The sequence below is a fragment of the Kordiimonas laminariae genome (genome assembly GCF_023008165.1).
Classification (GTDB): Bacteria; Pseudomonadota; Alphaproteobacteria; order Sphingomonadales; family Kordiimonadaceae; genus Kordiimonas; species Kordiimonas laminariae.
Genome location: NZ_JAKQZA010000006.1, coordinates 50220 through 74915, shown reverse-complemented (window position 1 = coordinate 74915; position 24696 = coordinate 50220). Strand labels below are relative to the sequence as shown.

The following is a 24696-nucleotide window of genomic DNA, read 5'->3' as shown; positions in this document are numbered from 1 at the left end:
ATATGGCTGCTCAAGGCCTTGGGTTACACGATGTTTATCAACAGATTAAAACCGTTGCTTACGGTGTTTGGCGTAAGCGATGGTATATGTTGGTTACTGCGTGGGTTATAAGCCTTTTAGGTTGGGGTGGTGTTTCTACGCTTCCATATAATTACGAAGCTAATGCACGTGTATTTGTGAATTCTGAAACGGTTCTTCCTGCCATTGCCGATCGTTTGGGTATTAAAATTGATGTGGCACGCCGTGTAGATATTATTCGGCGTACACTCGTAACACGCCCAAATCTTGAAGGTATCGTCAGAAGGTCAGATTATCTGGACCGTTTGGTAAATAATGATGCTGATCGGAATGCTCTTATTTCCGATATGATGCAGAGTATTCGTATCGTTTCTTTAGATGGCGGTATTTACCGAATTCAGTATGAAAATAGCGATAAACGCCTCAGCGACAGACAGCGCGCCGAAGTCGTACGTAATGTTGTAAATGAACTGTTAAACGCATTTATTCAAAGCAGAGATGAAACAAGCGTTGATAACATTGATTCAGCCCGTGATCTTTTACAGCAGAGCTTGAGGGATTATGAAGAACGCTTATCCGAAGCCGATAGAATTAGAGCGAAATTCAGGCAGGATAATCTCGAGTACCTTGGACAGGGTAACTTTGTAGAAAGACTTGAACAAGCTCAGCTTGGCCTTCGGGACACACGTCGTCAAATATCAGAACTAAGAGTTGCTCAACAAACAATTCTTGAGCAATTGAAAAACGTACCTCCCACTTTATCACAAGCAGCTTCTAGAGGGCTGAGGGGAGGCTCTGATAAAAGTGAGCATGAAGAGCGGCTTGCAGATCTTCGTAAGAAGCTTGACCAGTTAAAGAGCTTGGGCCTTAAGGATCGTCACCCTGATGTGGTGAACCTTACACGGCAGATTAATGCTGTTAAAGAAGAGGCTCGCAAAGAGCTAGAAGCCATTGAAAGTGAAATCAAAGCATCTGGTAAGGCCGGGAAAAAATCAACAAACCGTACTGAAGTACCTAACCGTTTGTATGAAGACTTAACTGTGCAAAACATTAATTACCTCACGCAGATCAGAAGCTTAGAGCAGCGTGAAGTTGATCAAACCTCGCTCGTTAAGGAGATGGAGGAAAAAGCGCTTCGAGTTCCGGAATTGGAAGCTGAACTTGCACAGTTAGAGCGTGATTATTCTACTATCAATCGTCAGTATGAAGAATTATTGAGCCAGAAACAGGATCTTGATTTACAGGTAGAAATCGAAGGGGCAGATGAAAGCCTCTCCTTTAATATCCTCGAGGAACCAGTTGTTCCTCAAAGCCCTGTCGGGCCTCCACGTCTGTTGTTCTTAAGTTTTATACTGGTAGGTGGTTTAGTTTCTGGCTTGGCTACAGCAATTATTTTGTCACAGCTTCGCCCTGTCATCGTTACAGTTGAGCAACTACGTAGCCATTTTGATCTACCAGTTCTAGGCAACGTATCAAAAACGATTTCAGAAGATGAAAGTAAGAAACGGAGTGTGGAGCTTCTGGGCTTTGCAGGGGCGTTCTTATTGTTATTCGTGGTATTTGCGGTGTTTGTCGCTTTCGATATCTTCGGTGCGCCATCGGTTGGCTAAGGTAAAGAGTAGTATTTATGGACTTGATTGAACGAGCCAATAAGAAAGAAGAAAAAAAGAAAAAAGGTGTTTCGCTTGTAGAGCGTGCAGCTGAATTATCAGGTGCGCCTGTAGCGCCTGGTTTGGGCGTACCAAAAAGTAAGCTGGAACCTTCCGATAAAAGAGATCCTTCTTCTTTAAATCCTGCTTTGGCCGGTGACGAAAACAACGCTGAACCTAAAGTGTTTAAGGGGATCGGGGCTTATGACCCTGATGCGGTAAAGCAACCCCGCATTGCCTCTAAAGAAGAGAGGGCTGACGAAACCTCTTTATCTGATGAGAAGCCTGCAGCAGGGAAAGAGGAACAGCCCCAGCAGTCGAATTTATCGGCACCTCGCAGACAAAAAAGGCGAGAGGAAGAAGTTGATTTGGTTGCTTTGCGTGAAGGTGGATACATTACTCCGGATATGCCGCCAAACTTAATGTCGGAAGAATTCAGGATTATCAAACGTTCCATTCTTCTAAACGCTTTTTCCAAAGGTGTTCAGAGAGATAAAAATAGTAACGTTATCTTGGTTACCAGCTCTAATCCAGGCGAAGGTAAGACATTTTGTACTATCAACCTGGCTCTATCAATTGCAACTGAGCAAGATACAACGGTTCTTCTTATCGACGCTGACTTCTCGAAGCCTGAAGTCCTAAACCGTCTGGGTGTTGCAGGCGGTAGAGGCTTGATGGATGTTGTGGCAGACGAAGACCTTGAATTGGGTGATTGTCTAATCAGAACAAATATACCCAATTTGGTTCTGCTGCCTGCTGGCCGGCAACACAACCTTACAACAGAGTTACTTGCGTCTGAACGTATGCAAACGATTGTTGAAGAGTTGGCAAATAGATACCCAGACCGCTTAATTATTTTTGATAGCCCACCAGTCCTTGCAAGTTCTGCGGCGTCAGTGCTTGCGCTTTATATGGGGCAGTGTGTCTTTGTTATCGAAGCTGAGCAAACAACAGAGCCACAAATTAAAGAAAGCCTGAATATGATCAGTGCTTGCGATAATATTAATTTGTTACTAAACCAAACCAGATATAGCGGTAGTAATAAGAAGTTTGCTTCTTATTATGGCTATGGGGGTCGTTAAAGGTATTTATTGTGGCGGTTTTAAAGCCAACATTTCCTTTATATCTGCTTATAGGGGGCGGACTGTTTCTGAGTATGAGCCAAGAAGCTCAGGCACAGCACAGATGGCTTGACCCTCGCGTTGAAGGCAGAATTACACTTACCGATAACGTAAACCTAACGGAATCTAATCGCACTGGTGATGTTGTGTTGAACCTTGGTGGGGGATTAAACTCTCGCTATGAAGGTAATAGAGTGCAGGCTGCTATCGATTATTCAATCGATTATCTTTATTTCCTATCTGATGGTGAAACAGATTTTAGGCAAGAATTATTTGGTTCCCTTGATGCTGAAGTAATTGAAGATCATCTGTTTATTGGCGCTAGAGGTAGCATCGAACAGCGTTTCCTCAATCAACGCGGAAGTTTATCTAGTAATTTTGCAAATAGAACAAATAACAGACGTGCACTGCAAACCTATACTACTTCAGCTCTGCTGCGAGGTGGTTTGGGCAACTTCGCTGATTGGCGCATCAATTACCGCTTTGGTTTGCAGTTCTCTCCAGCAGATAACCTCGAAGATGAAACACTGACGATTAACTTCTCAGATACCAAGTCCCACGAATTGAACGCAACTGTTGGGTCGGGTAACAGATTTAATAATTTTTCATGGCGTGTTGGTGTTTCTCACCGTCAGGTGCTTCGTAATCTTGAGCAGTCGAATGACTTTAAAGATCAGAACGCCTTCGCAGAGTTGATCTACAAGTTTAATCGTCATTTTCAGCTAATTGGTAATCTTAGCTACTCAAATAATGATTTCCAAAATGCAGTACTTAACCAGCAGGGTTTCGGTTGGGAAACAGGTTTCCGCTGGACACCTGGCCGTAAATTGGACCTTACATTAACGGGTGGTAAAACTGGAGACCGTACGACCTGGAGCGGAAATCTTCAGTATTTCTTCACCAAACGTTTGGATTTCTTGGGCACTTACTCTGATACCATCACTGCCAATACGCTTTTGACGAACAATGACTTACAGGGGTTTCGATTTGATCAAGAGCTTGGTTTGGTTGATCCGCAGGGAATTCCTGTTGATGAAACTGATCCTCGATTTTCATTCTCTGATATTGATTTCCGCCGCAGGAGCCTGAGAGGGACCTTAACATGGCGGCACAAGCGAGACAGGGCATTTATCTCTGCCGATGCTGAATGGCGAACATTTGACAATGATTCAGGTACAGCTAAATCATATGGTGTTTCAGGGCGATGGATACATGAAATTGATAGAAAAACTACACTCGAAACAGGATTAAGTTATCGTAGAAGTCGCTTTGAAGGTCAAACAAGGGTAGACGACTTCATAGTTGGTAGTCTAGATTGGTCGAAAACTATCTCGGAATATTTTCGGGCATCTATAAATTTCACTCATAGTGAAAGACAGTCGAGTGAACAAGGAGCAGATTTGGAAGAAAATGCTCTAACGTTGTATTTAAGAGGGACATTCTGATTAGTTATGTATGAAAGCTTTTATAATCTTCAGGGACGCCCTTTCCAGTTAACGCCGGACCCGCGATTTTATTTCAGTTCACGCACACATAAAAAAGCGATGGCGTATCTGAGCTATGGTTTGAATCAAGGGGAAGGATTCATCATTGTAACGGGTGATATTGGTACTGGTAAAACAACGCTAGTTCGCCACCTGTTTGACACCCTTGACCGTAATGAATTTATTGCCGCAATGATCGTGAGTACGCAGCTTAGCGCGGAAGATCTATTGCGTAGCGTTGTAGCGGCCTTTGGGCTTGATGCGCAGGCGGATGATAAAGGGCAGCTGCTGTCCCGCCTTGAACGTCATTTACGTGAACAATATGCCATGGGGCGCAGGGCACTTCTTGTAGTTGATGAAGCACAAAACCTATCGAACGCTGCGCTGGAAGAAATGCGTATGCTTTCTAATTTTCAGGAAGGTGATAAAGCGCTTATCCAAAGCTTCCTTGTTGGGCAGCCTGAGTTCCGTGAGCGTATTTTTGCGGCTCCTGAGCTTGAGCAGCTTCGCCAGCGAGTGATCGCGACACACCATCTTGAGCCAATGGAACAGGAAGAACTTGCTTATTATATTGAGCACCGCCTGCGCCTCGTTGGTTGGGATAATGATCCCTGCTTTACAGTAGATGCTGTAGAAGAAATTTATAATCAATGTCAGGGCGTACCGCGTCGTCTGAATACTTTGTGCTCTCGGGTTCTGCTTTATGGTGCCCTTGAGGAAATCCACGAGATTGATGCTGATGTTATCAGGGCAGTTGTGTCGGATATGGCGACTGATCAACGTCCGGTTCAAGCTGTTTCATCTGCTCGTCCTGTTCAGTCTCAAATGCCTCCACCAGTAAATCGTCAGAATGATGCAACCATTCCTCTTGAAGCGTCTGGCGGTAAAAGTGCTGAGGAAATGGAAAACCGCATGGATAAGCTTGAGAACATGATGAAATCGCAGGATGAAACCCTGCAAAAGCTTACCAGTATTATGGCTCAACTAGCGGCTGGCGGTAGTAAAGGCGATGACAGCTAACAAATTTTCCGAAGACAAGTTTATGAAAGCGGACTTGTCTTCTTTGGCACCTCTTCAGAGGCAGTCTTTTACTGTGGATGTCGAGGAGTGGTTTCAGGTCGGGGCTTTTGAAAATACCTTTTCCACTGAAAATTGGCCTGAACTTGAAAGTCGTGTTGAATTGCAAACACGTAATATTCTTAAGCTTCTGAAAAAGTATGAGATTACAGGTACTTTCTTTTGTTTAGGATGGGTAGCTGAGCGTGTTCCATCTTTAATTAAGGAAATTGCGGATGCAGGTCATGAAGTGGGGTGCCATGGAATGGCACATCAGCGTCTTTTTACTATGTCCCGTGAAGAGTTCAGAAGTGAAGTACGGGCTTCCAAAGAATTGCTTGAACGAGCAAGTGGACAACCTGTTTTAGGTTACCGAGCACCAAGTTTTTCTCTGACCCCAAATGTATGGTGGGCGTACGATGAACTAAAAGAAGCTGGTTTTAGATATTCTTCTAGTCTTTATCCTGTGAAAACTGACCATTACGGTTTAGCTACTGCGCCCCGGCAACCATTTTATCCCGCAGGCCGAGACGGAATACTGGAAATCCCTCTCACGGTATGTGATATGCCATTCAAGAGGCTGCCAGCCTCAGGCGGCGGTTATTTTCGGCTGCTTCCTTATTTTCTATCGAAGTATTTATTATCTAAGGGGGCTGAGCAGGCATCTTCGCCGGGTATTTTTTATATGCACCCCTGGGAAATGGATCTGGGCCAGCCTTATGTAGCTGAAGCTCCGTGGCTTTCGCGGTTCCGCCATTATCAGGGGCAAGCACAACTCCCTCTAAAATTAATAAAATTGTTTAATGCGTTTCAGTGGGATAGCATGGAAAACATATATGCTGATCTGCTTCAAGAGGACTAGGTATGGATATCATCATCAGAGAGGCTACCGATGAGGATAGTGCCTCGTGGGATGCCTTTGTTAGTGATCATCCAGATGGCACTTTTTGCCATCGTTATGGCTGGAAAGCAGTTCTAGAAGCGGGGACAGGGCAAAAATGCCCGTATTTGGTCGCGTTATCTGGTGGACAGGTAGTTGGTACTCTTCCTCTAAGTATTCGTGATAGTTTTCTTTTTGGTAAGGCCGCAATTTCAAGCATGTTTGCGGTTTATGGCGGGCCGTTGTCTGTAAGTGAAAAAGCGCTATCACTACTTAATGAAAAAGCATGGAAAATTACCCGCGAAAGCGGTGCAAATAGCCTCGAATATCGGACAATCCAGTCTTCATCTTTTGAAGGTTGGGTTACTGAAACAGGCGTTGCCGCCAGTTTTCAGAAGGAACTGAAAGAAACAGCTGAAGATATTCTGTTGGATATCCCAAGAAAACAGCGTGCAGTTGTTCGGAAGTCTTTGAAGCATGGTTTGCACTGCTCCTGGGAAAAAGATTTAGATACCTTTTATGCGCTATACGCAGAAAGTGTTCGTAATTTGGGGACGCCTGTTTTTCCGAAGAAGTTGTTTAGGGAATTTCTGGAAGTATTTGAAAAAGAAACAGATATTCAGATTGTCTACTCTCCTGAAGGTGAGGCAATTGCCAGCTTGATGACTTTTTATCATAACGACCATATTCTTCCTTATTATGCAGGTGGAAACGCAAAAGCACGTTTATACGGTGCCCATGATTTCATGTATTATGAGTTAATGGTGCGTTCTGCAAAGAATGGTTTTAAGGTCTACGATTTCGGGCGCAGTAAGGTAGGAACCGGGCCTTATAAGTTCAAAAAGAATTGGGGATTCGAGCCAATTCCACTGAATTATCAATTCCGCTTAAAAGAGGGGGAGGAACGGAAAGAAATCAGCCCTCAGAACAAAAAGTTTGAGCTGATGGTAAAGGTTTGGAAGAAGTTGCCTCTTCCTGTGGCAAATATTCTTGGGCCCCCAATTGCCAGGCATCTGGGGTAAGGTATGGCGAATATTCTATTTCTTGCTCACCGAATTCCTTATCCTCCAAACAAGGGGGATAAAATCCGTTCATGGAATTTCCTCAAAGAATTGGCCAAAGAGCATACTGTTCACTTAGGTTTTTTTATAGATAACCCAGATGATGAAGTTCATGTCTCTTTCCTTGAAAACCATACTGCATCGCTTTGTTTTGAAACTGTTACGCCCTTTAAACAGAAACTACTATGTTTGCGTTCATTCCTGACCAATGACGCCTTAACGGTCGGGGCTTACCCATACGGTAAGCTTCAAAAGTATGTTAGGTCGCTTATTGAAAAGAAAGAGATTGATCTCATTTTTCTGTTCTCAGCGGCAACAGGACCAATTGTCCCAAATGATATTGAGATCCCAGTAATCACAGATCTTGTAGATGTAGATTCAGCGAAGTGGGGTGCATACGCCGAAAATGCATCTTTTCCAATGTCTTGGGTATATGCACGGGAAGGAAAGTTATTAGCCCATTACGAACGCAATTTAGCGGATCGAAGTAAAGTGGCATATCTGGTAAGCGATCAGGAAGTTGCGGTTTTTAAGAAAGATTTCAAGCGTTCTATCACAGCTGTTCGTGGATTAAAGAATGGTGTTGATATTGAGTTATTTTCCCCAGCTCAAAACCGAGATGCTCAGAAAATTATCATTTTCACTGGAGCGATGGATTATAGACCAAATGTAGAGGCTGTGACCTGGTTCGTGGAGAAAGTTTGGGAAGGGGTAAGAATAGCTGAACCATCGGCGAAGTTTGTTGTTGCTGGGGGCCCAGAAAATCCTGTTGTGAGAAAACTTGAAGGCTATGAAGGGGTTGAGGTTACAGGATATGTGGACTCAATGCCCGAGATGCTTCAAAGCGCTGATATTGCCGTTGCTCCTCTTCTTACGGCCCGAGGTATTCAGAATAAAGTACTTGAGGCTATGGCGTGTGCATTACCTGTTGTGGCGTCAACCGCCGCGAATGAGGGGATTGAGGCTGAACACGGTAAAGCAATATATGTCGGCGATACAGCGGCAGACTTCAAAATGCATCTGTTGACCCTGCTTGAAAAGCCTGCACTGCGTGAACTTGTTGGTCAACAGGCACGTCAATTTGTTGAGACAGAATTTTCCTGGGATAGCGCATGCAAGCAGCTCAACCAAGATATTACCAAGGTATTAGCTGATGCTAGGTAATCAGTTTTATAAACATATAGCGGTATTTATCGGAGCCGTTTCAATCATGCTATTAGCATGGGGAGAGACAACCGCCCATTTCTTCAACCTGATCTGGAATGTAGACACGTTCTCTCACGGATTGATTATTCCATTCGTATCCGCTTGGCTGATTTGGATGAGGCGTGAGGCGCTCAGTACGCTTGAACCTGTTTTCTGGGTGCCGGGGATGTTGGTATTTGTGTTGGTATCGCTTGCCTGGCTTGGCTCTCAGGTCCTAGAGATATATGTTATTGGCCATATTTCCCTCATTGCTGGAATACAGGCACTGGCGCTTATGTGCTTCGGCCCTGTTGTATATAGAAATATCTTGTTTCCATCTTTGTTTTTATTCTTGATGGTACCGTTTGGTGAGCAACTGATCCCACCTCTCCAAAATATGACTGCACAGATGGCGATTTTCATGCTGGATGTATTAGGGGTGGAATATGAAGCAGATGGCGTGCTCATCACATTATCAAGCGGCATCTATGAGGTAGCTCGCGCGTGCGCTGGAATTAAGTTTTTGTTCACCTGCCTGGTAACGGGCGTATTGCTTGCTAACCTCTGCTATAAGAGCTGGAAGGGCAGGGTTATTATTGTCCTTGTATCAGCTATATTGCCCGTTTTTGCCAATGCCTTACGTGTTTTAGGAATTTTATTGATTTCAGAAGCCACCGATCAGAAATTCGCAAAAGGTGTGGACCATATCGTTTATGGCTGGGGCTTTCTGTCTTTCATTTTAATTATTCTAATTTCTTTAGCGTACAAATTTTCTGATGTTGAGCAGGTGGATTTCGCTGCCAACCCTTCGGTGCCTTTCACATATTCAGGTAGAGGTGACTGGGTGATTGCCGCTGGTATCTTGCCGATCATTTTATTTATGTTTGCTCCAAAGGAGGCGTTGAAATCAAATGATGTTTCATCATTTGATTTGCCGGATTGTATTTCGTGCAAGGCCCGTAAACTTCCTTCCCGGCCTAATAGCTATCAGCCAACATTTGTTGGTGTTGATTATGAAGCGTCAGCTTCTTACCGAATATTGGCCGATAATATTTATGCATACTCTGGTATGTATTGCGTGATGCGTAAGGGGCACCGTTTAAGGACTTATCAAGGATCGTCGGGTGGAAAAAATTGGAGTTTTGCCCCGGAGAGTATAAGGCAGTTCGATGTAGCTGGTGATAACTTTTTGGAGGAAGTGTATCGACTTGGCAACCGTAGGCGTTTGGTTTGGACCAGCTATTTCGTTGATAATAAGTTCCTATCTTCAAACGTAGATGTGAAATTAGCAACTGCAGAGGAACGATTGTTTTACGGAAAATCTGCTGTTGGCATTGTTGTGTTTTCTACCGAGATAGTAGATAGTTCAGATGATGCTAGAGAAATATTGAGTAAATTTTTATCTACTTTATCTCCAAGTGATTTTGTTTGGAGTGAATTAAAATATTCGGCGGAAGGCCCTAATAAATGTGTGGAATAACAGGCATTATGGCCCCTGAAATTGGAGGGGTGGATCAATCTACTCTTCGCAAGATGACGGCCACTATTGCACATAGAGGGCCTGACGGGGATGGGTTCTATTTCGGGCAGAAGGTAGGATTAGGCCATCGTCGCCTTAGTATTATCGATATTGAAGGTGGGCAGCAGCCTATGGCTTGTGAAAGCCGGCAAGTGATCCTTACCTATAACGGAGAGGTATATAACTTCCAGAGTCTTCGGAGAGAACTTGAGGCGGAGGGTTATCAGTTTTCCACGCATTCCGATACAGAGGTGCTCTTGAAGAGTTATCTTGCGTGGGGAAAAGACTGTGTGAACCGTTTACGCGGTATGTTTGCCTTTGCAATCTGGGATAATCGCAGCCAGGAATTATTCATGGCTCGGGACCGGTTGGGCATTAAACCCTTTTACTATACCGAACTAAGCGATGGCACTTTTTTGTTTGGGTCAGAACTTAAGGCGCTTCTTGCCCATGATGCGGTTCGCCGTAAATTACGAATTGATGCTCTCGAAGACTATTTAATGCTTGGGTATGTGCCTGATCCAAAATCTTTAGTGGAAGGTGTACATACATTACCGCCAGCATATACTTTGGTTAGAAATGCCAATACGGGTAATATGCAGTCGTCATGTTACTGGGCTCCCGATATTATTCCTTCCGCGAATTCAGTGGTCGACGAAGGTGAGCTCGTTGAACGGTTGGAAGAGGCTGTTAAGCTTAGAATGATTGCTGATGTTCCACTTGGTGCGTTTCTGTCAGGTGGCGTAGATAGTTCTGCCGTTGTTGGTTTGATGAGCCGTAATAACGATGATGCTGTTGAAACATGCGCTATTGGTTCTGATGACGATGATTTCGATGAAAGTGGATATGCTCAGTCGATTGCTGATCATTTTGGCACCCATCATAGGCTGCGGTTAGCCTCCGCTAATGATGGCTTTCTTCTTGACCGCATGGCACAGGTTTATGATGAACCTTTTGCGGATCTATCGGCGTTACCTACATACAGAGTGTGTGGTTTGGCGAGGGAAAAAGTGAAGGTTGCGTTATCTGGTGATGGTGGGGATGAATTGTTTGCCGGATATCGCCGTCACCGTTTTCATATGTTGGAAGAAAATCTTAGAGGCCATATACCACTTGGCCTTCGAAGGCTTATTTTTAAGCCTCTTGGTACTCTTTATCCAAAGATGGATAGAGCTCCGCAGTTTCTTCGCGCTAAATCTACATTCGAGGCATTAGCACGAACATCTGCTGAGGCCTATTGTCATAGTGTTAGTAAAACACCTGACCGCGACCGTTACCGTCTTCATACGGACAGAATGAAGAAGAAGCTTGCCGGGTACCATCCTCATGACCTGTTTACTAAGATTGCTGACGAGGTTAAGGGAGCTGATGAGCTTTCCACCATTCAATATATCGACCTGAAAACGTATTTGCCCGGTGATATCCTTACAAAAGTTGACCGAGCGAGTATGGCGCATTCTTTGGAAGTGCGGGTACCAATTCTGGATCATAAATTTGTCGAATATGCGATGCGTATTAACCCGGCTTCCAGAATTGTTGAAGGTGAGGGGAAGCACGTATTTAAGAAGGCACTAGAAGGTTTTGTGCCAAATGAAACACTTTACCGAAGCAAACAGGGTTTCATGGTACCCGCAGTAAACTGGCTCAGGGATGAATTATTGCCTGAATTGAGGGATTTGGAAAAAAGTGAGACTCTTGCCGATACCGGTCTTATCGATATGAACGGTGTCAAAGAAATGATTGAAGAACATGTCACAGAGGTGAGAGACCATCATACAACGCTCTGGTCTCTCTTAACTCTGGACCGATCATTAAGACATTTAGGGCTAAGTGTTTAGCCCTATTTTTTTGCGTCAAGCGCATAACCTGCTGAACGTACGGTGCGAATATAATCTTCACCACCACCTTCGTTTACCGCTTTTCTAAGTCGGCGAATATGTACGTCTACCGTTCTAGGCTCCACATACACATCGCGGCCCCAAACGCTATCAAGCAGCTGTTCACGCGAGAATACACGGCCTGGGTTTTCCATAAAATGGCGAAGTAGGCGGTACTCAGTGGGACCAAGGTGAATAACATTATCACCGCGCGTAACACGGTGTGACACATTATCAAGCGCAATATCTTCAAACCGTAATTCGTGACCAGCAAGGGCAGGGCGAACACGGCGCAGAACTGCCTGAATGCGTACGACCAGCTCTTTTGGCGAGAATGGTTTTACCATATAGTCATCGGCACCTGTTTCCAGACCGCGAATACGATCAGGTTCATCTGCTCTTGCCGTTAGCATGATGATAGGTACGTTTGCGGTTGTTGAATTACGGCGCAACTGGCGGCAAATCTCCAGACCTGAAAGGTTAGGCAGCATCCAATCCAGTAGAATTACATCTGGTGTTTCTTCAGTGGCTTTGTACAAGCCTTCTTCACCATCTGCTACGCAATCAACAATATAGCCAGCACGCTCTAGGTTATAGCGCACCAGTTCAGTGATGTTTTCGTCATCTTCAACTAATAAAATTCGTGTCTTCACAGCCAGTTCCTTTAGTAACCCTGTCGTAGATGTTAAAAGCCTGCTTCTGTGGCAGGTTGTTCTTCTTCCACTGGACGTATGTCCTCTAGAATTTCTCCAGTGATTGCGTAGTAAATCTGTTCAGCAATGCTTGTGGCTTGGTCGCCAATACGTTCCAGATTTTTTGCAATCATCAAATAATGTGTGTAGGCATTGATATGGTCTGGCACTTCCATCATGCGTGCCAAAATCTGCCTGTATGCAGCATTGTGCATATTATCGAGCGTTTCGCCGCGTTCCCATACATCCACGGCAACATCGGCATTACGATGCACGTATGCATCCATAATGTCTTCAATCATACGGTGTGCTACATCCGCCATGTTATCAAGCGTTTGTGGCATAACCACTGGTGAACATTCTGCTATATCAAGCGTTCTTCGAGAGATGTTTTTTGCATAATCCCCCATGCGCTCAATCATAGTTGTCATTTTGATCGAGGATACGACCTCACGAAGATCATCTGCAACGGGCGCACGTCGGGCAAAAACACCGATAGCTGTCTTTTCTGCATGAAGTTCCAGTTTATCTAGTAGCAGATCGTTTTTCAGAACTGTCTCTGCTTCGTCGGTATTCACTTCGCGGAGAGCCTGCATTGCCGCCAACAACTGATCAATTGCCATACCACCCATTCGGCTGACAACACTTCTTAATTCTTTTAGCTCTTCGTCATATGCGGAGAGAATGTGTGGGTCTGACATATGCAGTATCCTTTAACCGAAACGTCCCGTTATATAATCTCGGGTTTTTTCGTTTCGTGGGGCCGTAAATATTTGTGTGGTATCGCCTTGCTCTACCAGTTCACCTAAATGGAAGAATGCTGTTTTTTGTGAAATTCGAGCAGCTTGCTGCATGCTGTGAGTAACAATCACAATGGCATATTCGCTTTTTAGCTCATCCATCAGGGTTTCAACTTTAGCAGTTGCAATTGGATCAAGCGCTGAACATGGCTCATCCATCAAAATTACTTCTGGGTTCACTGCAATGGCTCTCGCAATACACAAGCGTTGTTGCTGACCACCTGATAGAGCAGTGCCTGGGCTATCCATGCGGTCTTTCACTTCTTGCCACAAGCCTGCACGTTCAAGCGATGTTTCTACGATTTCATCAAGATCGGTTCTGTTGTGGGCAAGTCCGTGAATACGTGGGCCATATGCTACGTTATCGTAAATAGATTTAGGGAACGGGTTAGGTTTTTGGAATACCATTCCCACTCTTGCGCGAAGTTGAACAACATCGATGTTTTGATCATAAATATTTTTATTATCGAGTAGAATCTGCCCTGTAACCTTACAGCCTGCGACAGAGTCATTCATCCGGTTTAAACAGCGTAGAAATGTTGATTTCCCGCATCCTGAAGGGCCGATCAGCGAAGTGATTTCATTAAGGTGCAAGTCTAGTGAAATACCTTTAACAGCATGGTTGTCACCGTAACGAACGTGAATATCACGGGCAGACATTTTAGGGACTGCTTGTTCTGTCATGTTTTTAAACTCTGTCATGCTTTGCTGCATCTTACCAGTCCTGCTCAAATTTCTGGCGTAACCAAATTGCTAACGCGTTCATAACAATCAGGAAAGTAAGTAATACTAATATGGCTGCTGACGTTTTTTCTACAAAAGCGCGCTCGGGGCTATCAGCCCAGAGGTAAATTTGTACAGGCAGGGCAGTTGCTGCATCAGTGAAACTTGCGGGAATATCAACAATAAAGGCTACCATACCAATCATCAAAAGCGGTGCGGTTTCCCCTAGGGCCTGTGCCATGCCAATAATTGTGCCAGTTAGAATGCCAGGAAAGGCAAGAGGTAGCACATGGTGGAAAACTACCTGCATAGGCGATGCACCTAACCCCATTGCAGCATCGCGAATAGAAGGTGGCACCGCTTTGATCGATGCACGTGATGCAATAATAATTGTTGGTAGTGTCATTAGCGCTAGTGTCATACCACCAACGAGTGGGGCTGAGCGTGGTAAACCCATCGTGCCGAGAAAAACAGCTAAACCCAGTAAGCCGAATACGATAGAAGGAACGGCCGCCAAGTTGTTGATGTTGATTTCAATGAAGTCGGTAAATCGATTTTTCGGCGCAAACTCTTCCAGATAAATGGCGGAAAGTACACCTACAGGGAACGCTATAATAAGCGTTATAAACAGAGTGAGAGCTGAGCCAACTGCGGCGCCCCAAATGCCTGAGAGCTCAGGGTCACGTGAATCTCCGCTTGTGAAAAACAGTGAATGAAAATGCAGTGAGACTCTGTCGTCGTCTTCAAATTTTTGAAGCCAGGAGAGCTCTTTGTTTTTCACCTTTCGCTGTAACTCAGGAAGGCTTATATCGGTATGCCCTTTGATAACCTGATCAATATCATCAGAGGCCAGCAGTGAAACTCGTTTTGATGTACCCGCAATCATTGGGTCTGCGAGTAGCATATTCCTCAACTGATCTCTTGCGCCAGCACTGAAGAGCCGGAGTAGCCTACGCCTATCGCGCCGGTCAGTTACTTCGGAGAAATAGATATCCATAGAAGCTTGCACCAGCCTCAGCATATTGGTGCGCCGTACATTTTCAATAAAGGCATCTCTGCCCATCTGCCTTGGATCACCAATGACCGCTTTATCAAAATTGATATCAACTTCAATGGAGGTTTGTAGGAAACCCGGTGCAGCGTCGAGTGTAATTTTGCCAAGGAGCAAAAACAGGAAAGAAGCTGCTAGAATAACAGCAGATAAACCAAAGAGTTTAAAACGTTTTTCCCGGCGGTTCCGCATTTGTGTGTGCCTTACCATCTCAGGAGATTGCCAATCTGTTGGCTTTATATTCAAATCATCTGACATGGTTATTCATATACCTCGCGGTATTTTCGTACAATTCTGAGAGCAACTACGTTTAAAAGCATTGTCATCACGAACAGTGTCAGGCCAAGCGCAAAAGCAGAAAGAGTTTTGGTGCTATCGAATTCCTGGTCGCCGGTGAGGGTAGCTACAATTTGCACTGTAACTGTCGTGACAGCTTCAAATGGGTTGGCTGTTAGATTAGGCTGCATACCAGCGGCCATAACTACAATCATGGTTTCACCGATAGCTCGACTAACCGCTAAAAGAAACGCACCAGCGATCCCTGGAAGGGCGGCAGGCAATATGACCTTTGTAATAGTTTCTGAAGGAGTTGCACCGAGTGCCATTGAACCTTCCTTGAGACTGATAGGGACCGCAGTGATAGCATCGTCAGAAAGTGATGATACGAATGGGATAATCATAATGCCCATAACAAAACCAGCTACAAGTGCACTTTCACTTGCTATGTCAAAACCGAAAACTTCTCCTATTTCCCGAAAGAGGGGAGAGATCGTGAGAGCGGCAAAAAAGCCGTACACTACGGTCGGAATGCCGGCCAATATCTCAAGCGTAGGCTTGGCTATTTTACGAGTGCGCACTGAAGCGTACTGCGTAAGGTATATAGCTGAAAATAGGCCAATTGGCCCAGCAACCAGCATTGCTAAAACCGTAATCAGGATGGTACCTGCAAAAAGAGGTAATGCGCCAAAGGCACCAGAGGATGCAACTTGATCTGCTCTAATGGCTGTTTGTGGACTCCATTTAGTACCCAAAAGAAAGTCTGTAATTGGCACTTCCTGGAAAAACCTTACGCTTTCGAAGAGTAGAGAGAGAACAATGCCCAGTGTTGCCATGATCGCGATAACTGAGCTGATAATCAGAGCAATACTAAGGTATTGCTCAAAAATATTTCGGGCGCGAAAAGATGGTTTTGTTCTTGTAAGTGCGTAATACCAGCCTGCGCAGCCTACCGCGACAGATAGTATAAATGTGGCCCAGATACCTTTAGTGTAAAGAGTATGAAACTGATTAGCGGCTTCAATAATTTCGCTACTGGTTTCTGTTGCCGACCCATTTTCTACTACTAAACGGATACGGTTCATTAAAAGCTGAGTTTGCTGTTGGTATTGATTGAAAAAATCTTCCGGAAGGCCAGAGATAATAAGGCCCTCTACAACATTTTTTCCGAAGATCAGCCAAGCTAGAAAAACAAAGAAGGCGGGCAGGAACACGCATGTCGCCGCATAATAACCATAGTGACGAGGTAATGAATGCAGATGTGATGGATCACCCTCTACAGAAACAAGAGCTCGTTGCCTTACGTTTGTGAATGCAATAAGTGCAATGATTACTGAAATAACGAACACTGCAGAAGTTGTCATTTAACAACTCCTTTGTGTGTTCCTGAGGTAGCTATGTGATTTTGGATCATGGCTGAAGCTCCAGCGAAACAAGGTTTTTCGCTTGGGCGCTGGCAGCGTCTCGTTCTTCGTCGAGCAGAGGTACTAATCCTCTTTCTGCTAAATACCCTAATTCGCCTGCCGCTCTGTCACTGGTGAATTCCTCAATAAAGTCTTTGATGCCGGGAATAATACCTATGTGAGCTTTTTTGATATATATATAAAGCGAACGAGAAATTGGATATTCGCCAGTAGAGATAGACTCAAAGGTGGGCTCCAGATACTGGCCATTATTGGTTGCTATAGAAACGGCATCAACCATATCGGCATTTTGGTCGAGAAAGCTGTATCCAAAAATACCGATTGTATCACTGTCAGTTAAAAGCTTTTGAACGATTAAATTATCGTTTTCGCCAGCTTCAATATACACACCGTCTTCCCGAATACTTTGACAATGGGCATGGAATAAGTGTGGGTTTGTAGTTTCCAGAGCTGCCATTTCCGGGAATGTTTTACAGCCTGATTGTATAGCAAGTTCATTAAAGGCGTCTCTTGTACCAGACGTCGGAGGAGGGCCCATAACAGAAATTTTACGTTTTGGTAGGGCGGGGTTTATATCGCTCCACAAAACATATGGGTTTTCTATAAGATCTTCTATTCTACCGTCAGAACCGGCAGCAGGAATGCGCGATGCAAGTGCTAGATAAAGTTCTCTTACAGTGATTGAAAGGGCTGGCGTTTGCTTTTTTTGAGCAAGTACGATGCCATCATATCCTATTTTTAGTTCCGCAACTTCTGTTACACCGCGTGCGGCGCATAGGGATCTCTCACTTGGTTTTATAGCCCGTGACGCATTTGTAATATCTGGGTATTTGGTACCAATGCCATTGCAAAAAAGTTTAAAACCGCCACCAGTACCTGTGGCTTCAACAATTGGTGTTTTATAAGAAGATGTACGACCAAATTCCTCTGCAACTGCTGTGGAAAAAGGAAAAACTGTACTGGAACCAACAACACGGATCTGATTGCGTGATTGGGCCAAGGCTTCTGATGACAATATTACAGTGCTTATTAAAGCAACTGCCATAAGTTTTAAATTCGTCATCATTATCCTAATTACCTTGGTTTTATTAGGGTTTTTAGTATTTCGATCTTGAATACTATTAAGTTTCAAAGACGGATACAGCGCCTCTGTTACATCTTAATGAACGGAATAAGACTGTAATTATTACAGATTTGTTTCAAATTTATAACAGTGTAAACTCTAAAGTATTACTTAGCGATGGGTAGTTTGAAACTAAAAGAGGTGCCTTCACCCATCTTGCTTTTAATATCCAGCTGAGATGAATGACGTAGAAGAATATGTTTTACAATTGCCAGCCCAAGGCCAGTACCACCCATTTTTCGAGAACGAGCTGTATCTACACGGTAAAAACGTTCAGTTAACCGGCCCAGGTGTTCTGGGGAAATGCCAGGGCCTTCGTCTCTTATAGTAACCTGCATGTGGCGGTTGTTTGGTGTTGGAAAAGCCGAGATATGAACTCGGGTGTCTTGATCGGCGTATTTAGCTGCATTGCCAACCAGATTCATCAATACTTGTGTTATTTGGTCAGCATCTGCTCTGACATTTTGTAAATTCTCTGAAATATCTAGATTAAACTCTATGTTTCGTTTCGCAGCCTTCCTTGAGAGTGTCGTGGCGGTTGTTTGCAGAATGTTGCTGAGATCAACATCGCTGTCTGGGCTTACATGCCGTGACATTTCAATTTTTGAAAGTGATAAAAGGTCATCAATAAGGCGGATCATCCTATCCGCTTCACGCTGCATGATACCAAGAAATCTATCTTGTGCGGTTTTATCTTCAGCTGCAGGCCCTAGCAGAGTTTCGATAAAGCCGGTAATGGATGTGAGCGGAGTACGTAGTTCATGGCTAGCATTTGCAACAAAATCGACACGCATTTGTTCAGTGCGTAACAAACTTGTAACTTCGTAGAAGAAAACCATTGCTTGCCGCTGCTTTTCTTTGCCTGGTTCGGTACTGGTAACAGCAGCGACAGTAACATCAAAACTACGGTCTTGGCTTGTCGTGTAGCGGATTAGATCGTTTGCTTTTTTTCCACCTGTTAACACCTTATCAAGCGCTGTTACAAAGTTGGATTGACGCAGGTAAAGGAATGCATCGTTATCAACGATGCCGTCGCCAAGAAGTTCCTTCGCCGTTTTGTTGGCAAAGATAATCTTGTGATTTGAATCAATGAGTAAAATAGCTGAAGGCACACCATTGAGCGCGTTTGCTCTTAGCGATTGTGCGCCTTGCTTTGCTTTCTTTCGTTTTTCAGTTTCGGCGACACGTTTACTTCGAAGGGTCTCCATACGGCGCTTTATTTCGAGCTGAACAAGAAGACCAGCAGCAATGCTTGTTGTTACAGCAACAGCAATAAAGCTGATTTGGTTCACAGACCAAAGAAATATCAAAGTAATAGCGATAACAATAATAATAGCGCGTTCGGTGAGTAAACTTTGATATTCTTTAAAGGACTCGGACATGATTAATGTTGCCTAAGTTTATACTGATTAGCGATAACGCCAAGATATGAAATTTGCGCGGATTTAAAAACAAATGTATTGCGTTTTTATGAAGCTTTCACCCTGAAAACTGAACTCTGATAAAAAAAATGTAGTAAAATTGCAATTTTTACATGCGTATATGCGTAAATAAACGTGAAATCACGCTTTACCTAAAGCATAAAACATTGTTTAATAAAATTGTTTGGGGTGAGTAATATTCAGTTCTGGAGATGTTGAGGTCTTATGAGTAGTACTGAAGATAGCAAAACTAAGTTCAGAGATCAGCGTCGGCAGCTTTTGCGATTGGGCGCTGCTGGTATGCCTATGGTTTTAACACTTGGAGCAGGCGCTTCAGGTGGTCCACTCATTTCCCAGCTTCAATGTGTCATTACATTGCCTGGAAGTATTCGTATTCTCGTTGATGATGACGGGGCTGCGTGGGTTGGTAATGGCAACCTTAAAAAGAAAAAAGGCAAGTATAAAAGTAAAGATATCAACAACTTTAAAGACAACGCCGACTTTTCCTTCCCTTCTAGCAGCGCGCCAAGTCAATTCAGACCAGGTAGCTGTTCAGGTGATGGTGATGGCGACGGTGATGGCGATTCTTCAAGTAGTTGTTATGAACTATACTCGCTTGACGCTTACCAATTGATTACACCCGGTGATTATGTAGACGTTAACGGTTCTTGGAACTTAGGGTCCGATGCAGCTAGTTTGTATGTCGCACTTTCGGCAAGACAGGCAGATCTTAGCCCGAATTCCAGCTGGCCGGGTATTTCTTGTATCGTGTCAATTTTGAATTACCTCGGTTAGGGGTAATTCAACCTATCTCCACAATTTGAGTTTTTATAATGGCAGTAGGCCCATATACTTCCCAGACAATTTGGATTGCGGAAGCTGATGATTTTGTTATCCGGCAGTTTGAGGATGTATATTTTGTTTTCTGTAAATCTGCGGGAACAACGCATCTCCTCAATTTCCTTACCGCGTCTATTGTCAAAAATGCAGTTGATAAGCCAGGGAATATGAAGGACTTATATGATCGAGTTCTTAATGATCTTGAGCTGGATGCAGAAGATTGCCCCTCTGAGTTATTTGAAAGCTCTGTTGTTCAATTAGATGAGGTTGGATTACTGAAGCCAAAAGAATATAGCAATGCCTGAAACGCTTATCTCCGACTTAAATAGAGCTGATGTGTTTTCTTCTCTGAAGGAAGGGCAGTTTGAACTAATTCTCGGCGCATTCTCCGCTAGGCTCGCCTCGCAATCACCTGAATTGGTCGATTTTCTTTTTGATGTGTACCGCGATGTACCTGCTAACCTCGAGTTGCAGGAAGTAACTGATATTGCTCTGAATGTCAGACCGCCGAATGTGTTCAGGAAGTATTTGCGCCCACAGGTTATTCCTGATCCGGGATTTAAAGTACCTGCTGTACCACTCCCCAAAAAAATGGCACCACTCAGTTTAGAAATGGGGATGAATCTTTCTGTTGCGCTGAAGTGTTGTAGGTTTTTAACATTTCATGCTGGTGCGGTTGCCAATGAAAATGGCGGTGTTTTGATTTCTGGTGCATCGGGCAGCGGAAAAAGCACACTTACAACAGCCTTGATGCAGGAAGGTTACCGCTTGTTTTCGGATGAGTTTGGTTTGCTTTCATTGGATAAAGCAGAAATTAATCCCTACCCAAGGCCTGTCTCACTTAAGGGGAATTCAATTTCTGTTGTCAGAGATATGGTTGGTGCCGAATGGGTTTCTAAATCTATTATGAATACCCCCAAAGGTGAAATTGCTTACAGACGAGCCCGACGTTCTGATATTGAACAAGCGAATGTTCCTGCGCCTGTTAAGTTAATTCTGTTTCCTAGCTTTGCAGAGAATATAAGTCCGCGTGCTAAAAAGCTTACTAAAGCTGAAACGATTATGCGGCTCATTGAATCCGCCACTAACTACAAGCTACTTGGTGAAGCAGCCTATAAAGCACTTACTGATATGGTTGTGGGCGCTGAAGCCTATGATATCACTTATGGTGATACGGAGGAATGTATGCAGATGGTGCGTGACTTTGCTGGGGAGGCAGGGTTATGAGCCGTTATTTTACACGTGTTATAGCAGGCCTTGAACCCATTCCTGAAAATGTAACTGAGCGCGCTCTGCTGCTTGAGTTTGCGGATGTTAATCATGTGTTTGGCCGCCTTGCTTTGGTTGCGGGCGATATGGTTAGCGAAAAAATGCAGTCGGTCCTTGAAAACGGCGTAACACGCGCCGCTTATGATCATCATATGCTTCATAATGAAAAGGAGCGTCTTGAGCGGGCTTTTGTTGGTTCGGGTATTCAGCCAATCCTTTTAAAAGGTGGGGCTTATGTCGCTTTGGGGCTGGAGGCTGCGAAAGGTCGGCGAGTAAGCGATCTTGATATTCTTGTACCGGAGCAGAATGTTAAAGAGGCTGAAGAAATTCTGCTTGCTGCCGGTTGGAATTTTGATGAAAGTGCGGCTGAAGAGTATGATCAGAATTATTACCGCAAGCATATGCATGAATTGCCGCCTTTCAGGCATTCAGCTCGGTTCACAATTTTGGATGTTCACCACCGCCTTCTTCCACCAACGTCCAGACTAAATATAAATAATAAGCCCTTTTTTGAGGCAGCTATGCCTCTGGTGGGTAGTTTTCTAAAAGTATTGTCGCCGCAGGACCTGATCATTCATTCAGCTATCCATGCTTTCGCTGATGGAACATTCGAAACGCCTGTCCGTAGTTTGATTGAACTTAATTTGTTATTGAACGATCTAAATCCTGATGAGGGTTTGGCGCTAGTAGAGCGCATAAAGATGATCGGTGCTGAAAAGCCGTGTGCTTACGCATTCGGGCTTCTTGCTAAGGTTCTGGATAGCGAGCGAGCAGATGTTCTTTTGAAAGAACTTGGTGGTGTACCGTCTCAAACTGTTCTTGATTGGTTTGTCGATAGGTTGAATGGCAACCAAACTCGTAAATCCACTAAAGCGATGCTTTACCTGCGTTCTCATCTGCTTCGGATGCCTCTATACAAGCTATTACCGCATCTAGTTGTGAAAGCCTTTAAACGGATTGGAGCGAAACCACATCCGGTAAGATTGCCAGAGATTCAATAATCATATCTGGCTCGAGCGCTTTGATATCTGTATCTGCAAAACCATAGCTTACTGCAACAACGGGCATATTTGCTGCTTTGGCACCTAATATATCAGGTGATGCATCTCCAACCATAAGAGTGGGGCCAGTGCCGGTTAGAAGGGTCGCTGTATCCTGCAAATGGCGTGCATCGGGCTTTTTGTATGGCAGACTGTCACCGCCCACAATAGCGCCAAAGTATTTTAATAAATCCAATTCCGATAGTAAGGATTTAGCCATTCGTTCTGGTTTGTTCGTACAGACAGCTAATTCAAAGCCCTTTCCCTTAAGGTCGGTGAGTGTTTGCACACAATAGGGGTAGGGGGCTGAATGTACGGCTATATTATCGGTATAGAAATCTAAAAACTCTTTTTGAAGATTCGTGCTGTCAATACCTTCCGAGCCACCAGTGAGCTTTAGCCCTTCTTTGATAAGCCGGAGTGAGCCAAAGCCAACTAAATGTCGAACGGAAGAAAGAGGCACATCTGGCCGGCTTGCTATCCTAAGCGCGTGGTTTGTTGCAGCGTGCAAATCAGCAGCCGTATCTACCAGTGTGCCATCAAGGTCAAAGAGGATTTTTTGAACGGAAAATACTTTCATATGTAAGTATCAAGCTCTTCTGAATACAAAGGTTAGAAATGTTATGACCACTTAATATAGACATTTGTTATAAAGGCCAAACATCGATTATAGTAATAGAGTTTTTGCGCTTGCTATTGTTAGAAATGCATGATTTAACATTGCAACTTAATTGCTAAAAATGATGCAATGTTGAAATAATAATACAAGCCCCTGAGAGTTTATAGAGGTCAAAGTGATGAGTGAGTGGAGCCCTGAAAGCTGGAAAACACGCCCGATTATACAGGTGCCAGATTATCCAGATAAAAAAGTATTGCAGGAAGTAGAAACAGAACTTGCAAGCTATCCACCGCTCGTATTTGCTGGTGAAGCACGTGATCTGAAAGCGTCTCTTGGTGAAGTTGCTGAAGGCCGCGCATTTTTGTTGCAAGGCGGCGATTGTGCAGAGAGTTTCCGCGAGTTTCATCCGAATAATATCCGCGACACATTCCGTGTGCTTTTGCAGATGGCTGTGGTGCTTACATATGCAGCAAGTAGCCCTGTTGTAAAAGTTGGCCGTCTTGCTGGTCAGTTTGCGAAACCACGCTCCGCTGATACTGAAACTGTCGATGGTGTAGAGCTACCAAGCTACCGTGGTGATATTATTAATGGTATTAATTTTGATGCAGAATCCCGTGTGCCAGACCCACGCCGTATGCTGCGCGCTTACAGTCAGTCTGCCGCGACGCTGAATCTTCTTAGAGCGTTTGCACAAGGCGGTTACGCTAACCTTATGGATGTACACCGCTGGAACCTCGATTTCGTATCGGAAAGTGGTGCTGGTGCTAAATATGCCGAGCTTGCTGACCGTATAGGCGAAGCACTTAACTTTATGGAAGCGTGTGGCGTGAACCCGAACGATGTTCGTCAGCTTCAGGGTACTAAATTCTACACATCTCATGAGGCATTACTTCTTGGATACGAACAGGCTCTAACGCGCGTCGATTCTACATCAGGCGAATGGTACGATACCTCCGCTCACATGCTTTGGGTTGGTGACCGCACACGCCAGACAGATGGCGCGCATCTTGAATTTTTGCGCGGTATTGGTAACCCGATTGCTTCAAAGGTGGGGCCAACGACGGATCCTGATGATCTTATTCGTTTGATTGATATCCTCAATCCGAATAATGAGGCTGGGCGCCTAACGCTTATCAGTCGTTTTGGTGCTGATAAAGTGGAAGAATACCTGCCGCGCCTACTACGCCGCGTGAAAGAAGAGGGCCGCAAGGTTGTTTGGTCGTGTGATCCGATGCACGGTAACACGGTGAAAGCGTCATCAGGCTACAAAACTCGTCCGTTCGAACGTGTGCTTAAAGAGGTAAAGCAGGTGTTTGCCTGCCATCGTGCCGAAGGCACATATGCTGGCGGTATCCACCTGGAGCTTACAGGCCGTGATGTAACAGAGTGTACCGGCGGCGCGATCGCTGTGACAGAGGATGGGCTTTCATCTCGCTACCACACTCACTGCGACCCGCGCCTGAATGCAAGTCAATCAATTGAACTTGCATTCCAGATTGCCGAAGCTCTTAAAGAGGAAAGAGAGGCGCTAGCAGCAGAAAACGCTGCTTAACTCTTAGCTAAATCTC

At 44.4% G+C, this 24696-nt stretch carries 21 protein-coding genes and 2 pseudogenes; 14 read left to right on the top strand and 9 right to left on the bottom strand.

The features are described 5' to 3' along the window. The first annotated feature begins 2 nt into the window (after positions 1-2). The 9 genes from MF542_RS13340 (at position 3) to MF542_RS13300 (ending at position 11811) form a co-directional block, all read left to right on the top strand. A complete protein-coding gene (locus MF542_RS13340) occupies positions 3-1628 on the top strand; it encodes an XrtA system polysaccharide chain length determinant (protein WP_247020274.1) in 1626 nt (541 codons plus the stop codon). Between the two features lie 17 nt (positions 1629-1645). After that, entirely contained in the window at positions 1646-2749 is a 1104-nt protein-coding gene (locus tag MF542_RS13335; protein WP_247020272.1) for an XrtA-associated tyrosine autokinase, read from the top strand. A 74-nt stretch (positions 2750-2823) separates the two neighbouring features. Continuing rightward, on the top strand, positions 2824-4233 hold the full coding sequence (locus tag MF542_RS13330) for a TIGR03016 family PEP-CTERM system-associated outer membrane protein (protein WP_247020270.1): 1410 nt from the start codon (positions 2824-2826) through the stop codon (positions 4231-4233). A gap of 6 nt (positions 4234-4239) precedes the next feature. Further along, complete coding sequence (locus MF542_RS13325) at positions 4240-5292, top strand: XrtA/PEP-CTERM system-associated ATPase (RefSeq protein WP_247020268.1); 1053 nt, start codon at positions 4240-4242, stop codon at positions 5290-5292. Beyond that, positions 5282-6190 (top strand): XrtA system polysaccharide deacetylase, encoded by a 909-nt coding sequence (locus MF542_RS13320; RefSeq protein ID WP_247020266.1) that lies wholly within the window; start codon positions 5282-5284, stop codon positions 6188-6190. Before MF542_RS13325 ends, MF542_RS13320 begins: the two co-directional genes overlap by 11 nt. A gap of 2 nt (positions 6191-6192) precedes the next feature. Then, positions 6193-7230 (top strand): FemAB family XrtA/PEP-CTERM system-associated protein, encoded by a 1038-nt coding sequence (locus tag MF542_RS13315; protein ID WP_247020265.1) that lies wholly within the window; start codon positions 6193-6195, stop codon positions 7228-7230. Positions 7231-7233: 3 nt separating this feature from the next. After that, positions 7234-8433, top strand: a complete 1200-nt coding sequence (locus tag MF542_RS13310; protein WP_247020263.1) for a TIGR03087 family PEP-CTERM/XrtA system glycosyltransferase — start codon at positions 7234-7236, stop codon at positions 8431-8433. Next, positions 8423-9934: an exosortase A gene (gene xrtA / locus MF542_RS13305; protein ID WP_247020261.1), complete on the top strand. Its 1512-nt coding sequence runs from the start codon at positions 8423-8425 to the stop codon at positions 9932-9934. Before MF542_RS13310 ends, xrtA begins: the two co-directional genes overlap by 11 nt. After that, entirely contained in the window at positions 9922-11811 is a 1890-nt protein-coding gene (locus MF542_RS13300) for an XrtA/PEP-CTERM system amidotransferase (RefSeq protein WP_247020259.1), read from the top strand. Before xrtA ends, MF542_RS13300 begins: the two co-directional genes overlap by 13 nt. A 2-nt stretch (positions 11812-11813) precedes the next feature. On the opposite strand, the gene phoB is transcribed toward MF542_RS13300, so the two are convergent. From phoB to MF542_RS17895, 8 genes and pseudogenes are all read right to left on the bottom strand, one after another. Further along, positions 11814-12503: a phosphate regulon transcriptional regulator PhoB gene (phoB, locus tag MF542_RS13295; RefSeq protein WP_247020258.1), complete on the bottom strand. Its 690-nt coding sequence runs from the start codon at positions 12501-12503 to the stop codon at positions 11814-11816. A 32-nt stretch (positions 12504-12535) separates the two neighbouring features. Further along, positions 12536-13243 (bottom strand): phosphate signaling complex protein PhoU, encoded by a 708-nt coding sequence (gene phoU, locus MF542_RS13290; protein WP_247020255.1) that lies wholly within the window; start codon positions 13241-13243, stop codon positions 12536-12538. A 12-nt stretch (positions 13244-13255) separates the two neighbouring features. Next, a complete protein-coding gene (pstB, locus tag MF542_RS13285) occupies positions 13256-14044 on the bottom strand; it encodes a phosphate ABC transporter ATP-binding protein PstB (RefSeq protein ID WP_247020253.1) in 789 nt (262 codons plus the stop codon). Positions 14045-14057: 13 nt separating this feature from the next. Next, the gene (gene pstA / locus MF542_RS13280; protein WP_247020251.1) at positions 14058-15374 is read right to left on the bottom strand and encodes a phosphate ABC transporter permease PstA; all 1317 of its coding nucleotides are present in this window, start codon (positions 15372-15374) and stop codon (positions 14058-14060) included. Positions 15375-15376: 2 nt separating this feature from the next. Beyond that, positions 15377-16756: a phosphate ABC transporter permease subunit PstC gene (gene pstC / locus MF542_RS13275; RefSeq protein WP_247020248.1), complete on the bottom strand. Its 1380-nt coding sequence runs from the start codon at positions 16754-16756 to the stop codon at positions 15377-15379. Between the two features lie 46 nt (positions 16757-16802). Continuing rightward, a complete protein-coding gene (locus tag MF542_RS13270) occupies positions 16803-17882 on the bottom strand; it encodes a PstS family phosphate ABC transporter substrate-binding protein (protein ID WP_247020247.1) in 1080 nt (359 codons plus the stop codon). 164 nt (positions 17883-18046) lie between these two features. Then, positions 18047-18745, bottom strand: a pseudogene (locus MF542_RS17900) (sensor histidine kinase); the annotation flags it as partial. A gap of 225 nt (positions 18746-18970) precedes the next feature. Then, positions 18971-19147: pseudogene (locus tag MF542_RS17895) on the bottom strand (PAS domain-containing protein); the annotation flags it as partial. A 438-nt stretch (positions 19148-19585) separates the two neighbouring features. Here MF542_RS17895 and MF542_RS13260 point away from each other — a divergent pair. The 4 genes from MF542_RS13260 to MF542_RS13245 are packed head-to-tail and all read left to right on the top strand — an operon-like array spanning position 19586 to position 22470. After that, positions 19586-20155, top strand: a complete 570-nt coding sequence (locus MF542_RS13260; RefSeq protein ID WP_247020243.1) for a hypothetical protein — start codon at positions 19586-19588, stop codon at positions 20153-20155. A 38-nt stretch (positions 20156-20193) separates the two neighbouring features. After that, positions 20194-20505, top strand: a complete 312-nt coding sequence (locus MF542_RS13255) for a hypothetical protein (RefSeq protein ID WP_247020241.1) — start codon at positions 20194-20196, stop codon at positions 20503-20505. Then, a complete protein-coding gene (locus MF542_RS13250) occupies positions 20498-21427 on the top strand; it encodes an HprK-related kinase A (protein ID WP_247020239.1) in 930 nt (309 codons plus the stop codon). The genes MF542_RS13255 and MF542_RS13250 overlap by 8 nt, the downstream gene beginning before the upstream one ends. Further along, positions 21424-22470: a nucleotidyltransferase family protein gene (locus MF542_RS13245; RefSeq protein ID WP_247020237.1), complete on the top strand. Its 1047-nt coding sequence runs from the start codon at positions 21424-21426 to the stop codon at positions 22468-22470. The genes MF542_RS13250 and MF542_RS13245 overlap by 4 nt, the downstream gene beginning before the upstream one ends. Here the strand turns inward: MF542_RS13245 and MF542_RS13240 are convergent. Further along, on the bottom strand, positions 22418-23089 hold the full coding sequence (locus MF542_RS13240) for an HAD-IA family hydrolase (RefSeq protein WP_247020235.1): 672 nt from the start codon (positions 23087-23089) through the stop codon (positions 22418-22420). The genes MF542_RS13245 and MF542_RS13240 overlap by 53 nt on opposite strands. Before the next feature lie 214 nt (positions 23090-23303). Between MF542_RS13240 and MF542_RS13235 the strand changes: the two genes are divergently transcribed. After that, a complete protein-coding gene (locus MF542_RS13235) occupies positions 23304-24680 on the top strand; it encodes a class II 3-deoxy-7-phosphoheptulonate synthase (RefSeq protein WP_343264890.1) in 1377 nt (458 codons plus the stop codon). Positions 24681-24696 lie beyond the last annotated feature (16 nt).

Bases quoted from the DNA above. Each gene is read 5' to 3' on its own strand.
- MF542_RS13330 (WP_247020270.1), top strand. From the start codon at position 2,824: ATGAGCCAAGAAGCTCAGGCACAGCACAGATGGCTTGACCCTCGCGTT.
- MF542_RS13260 (WP_247020243.1), top strand. From the start codon at position 19,586: ATGAGTAGTACTGAAGATAGCAAAACTAAGTTCAGAGATCAGCGTCGG.
- MF542_RS13270 (WP_247020247.1), bottom strand. From the start codon at position 17,882: ATGATGACGAATTTAAAACTTATGGCAGTTGCTTTAATAAGCACTGTA.
- MF542_RS13315 (WP_247020265.1), top strand. From the start codon at position 6,193: ATGGATATCATCATCAGAGAGGCTACCGATGAGGATAGTGCCTCGTGG.
- MF542_RS13340 (WP_247020274.1), top strand. From the start codon at position 3: ATGGCTGCTCAAGGCCTTGGGTTACACGATGTTTATCAACAGATTAAA.
- xrtA (WP_247020261.1), top strand. From the start codon at position 8,423: ATGCTAGGTAATCAGTTTTATAAACATATAGCGGTATTTATCGGAGCC.
- MF542_RS13320 (WP_247020266.1), top strand. From the start codon at position 5,282: ATGACAGCTAACAAATTTTCCGAAGACAAGTTTATGAAAGCGGACTTG.
- MF542_RS13300 (WP_247020259.1), top strand. From the start codon at position 9,922: ATGTGTGGAATAACAGGCATTATGGCCCCTGAAATTGGAGGGGTGGAT.
- MF542_RS13310 (WP_247020263.1), top strand. From the start codon at position 7,234: ATGGCGAATATTCTATTTCTTGCTCACCGAATTCCTTATCCTCCAAAC.
- phoU (WP_247020255.1), bottom strand. From the start codon at position 13,243: ATGTCAGACCCACACATTCTCTCCGCATATGACGAAGAGCTAAAAGAA.
- MF542_RS13255 (WP_247020241.1), top strand. From the start codon at position 20,194: ATGGCAGTAGGCCCATATACTTCCCAGACAATTTGGATTGCGGAAGCT.
- MF542_RS13250 (WP_247020239.1), top strand. From the start codon at position 20,498: ATGCCTGAAACGCTTATCTCCGACTTAAATAGAGCTGATGTGTTTTCT.
- pstC (WP_247020248.1), bottom strand. From the start codon at position 16,756: ATGACAACTTCTGCAGTGTTCGTTATTTCAGTAATCATTGCACTTATT.
- MF542_RS13245 (WP_247020237.1), top strand. From the start codon at position 21,424: ATGAGCCGTTATTTTACACGTGTTATAGCAGGCCTTGAACCCATTCCT.
- MF542_RS13325 (WP_247020268.1), top strand. From the start codon at position 4,240: ATGTATGAAAGCTTTTATAATCTTCAGGGACGCCCTTTCCAGTTAACG.
- MF542_RS13335 (WP_247020272.1), top strand. From the start codon at position 1,646: ATGGACTTGATTGAACGAGCCAATAAGAAAGAAGAAAAAAAGAAAAAA.
- pstB (WP_247020253.1), bottom strand. From the start codon at position 14,044: ATGACAGAGTTTAAAAACATGACAGAACAAGCAGTCCCTAAAATGTCT.
- pstA (WP_247020251.1), bottom strand. From the start codon at position 15,374: ATGTCAGATGATTTGAATATAAAGCCAACAGATTGGCAATCTCCTGAG.
- MF542_RS13240 (WP_247020235.1), bottom strand. From the start codon at position 23,089: ATGAAAGTATTTTCCGTTCAAAAAATCCTCTTTGACCTTGATGGCACA.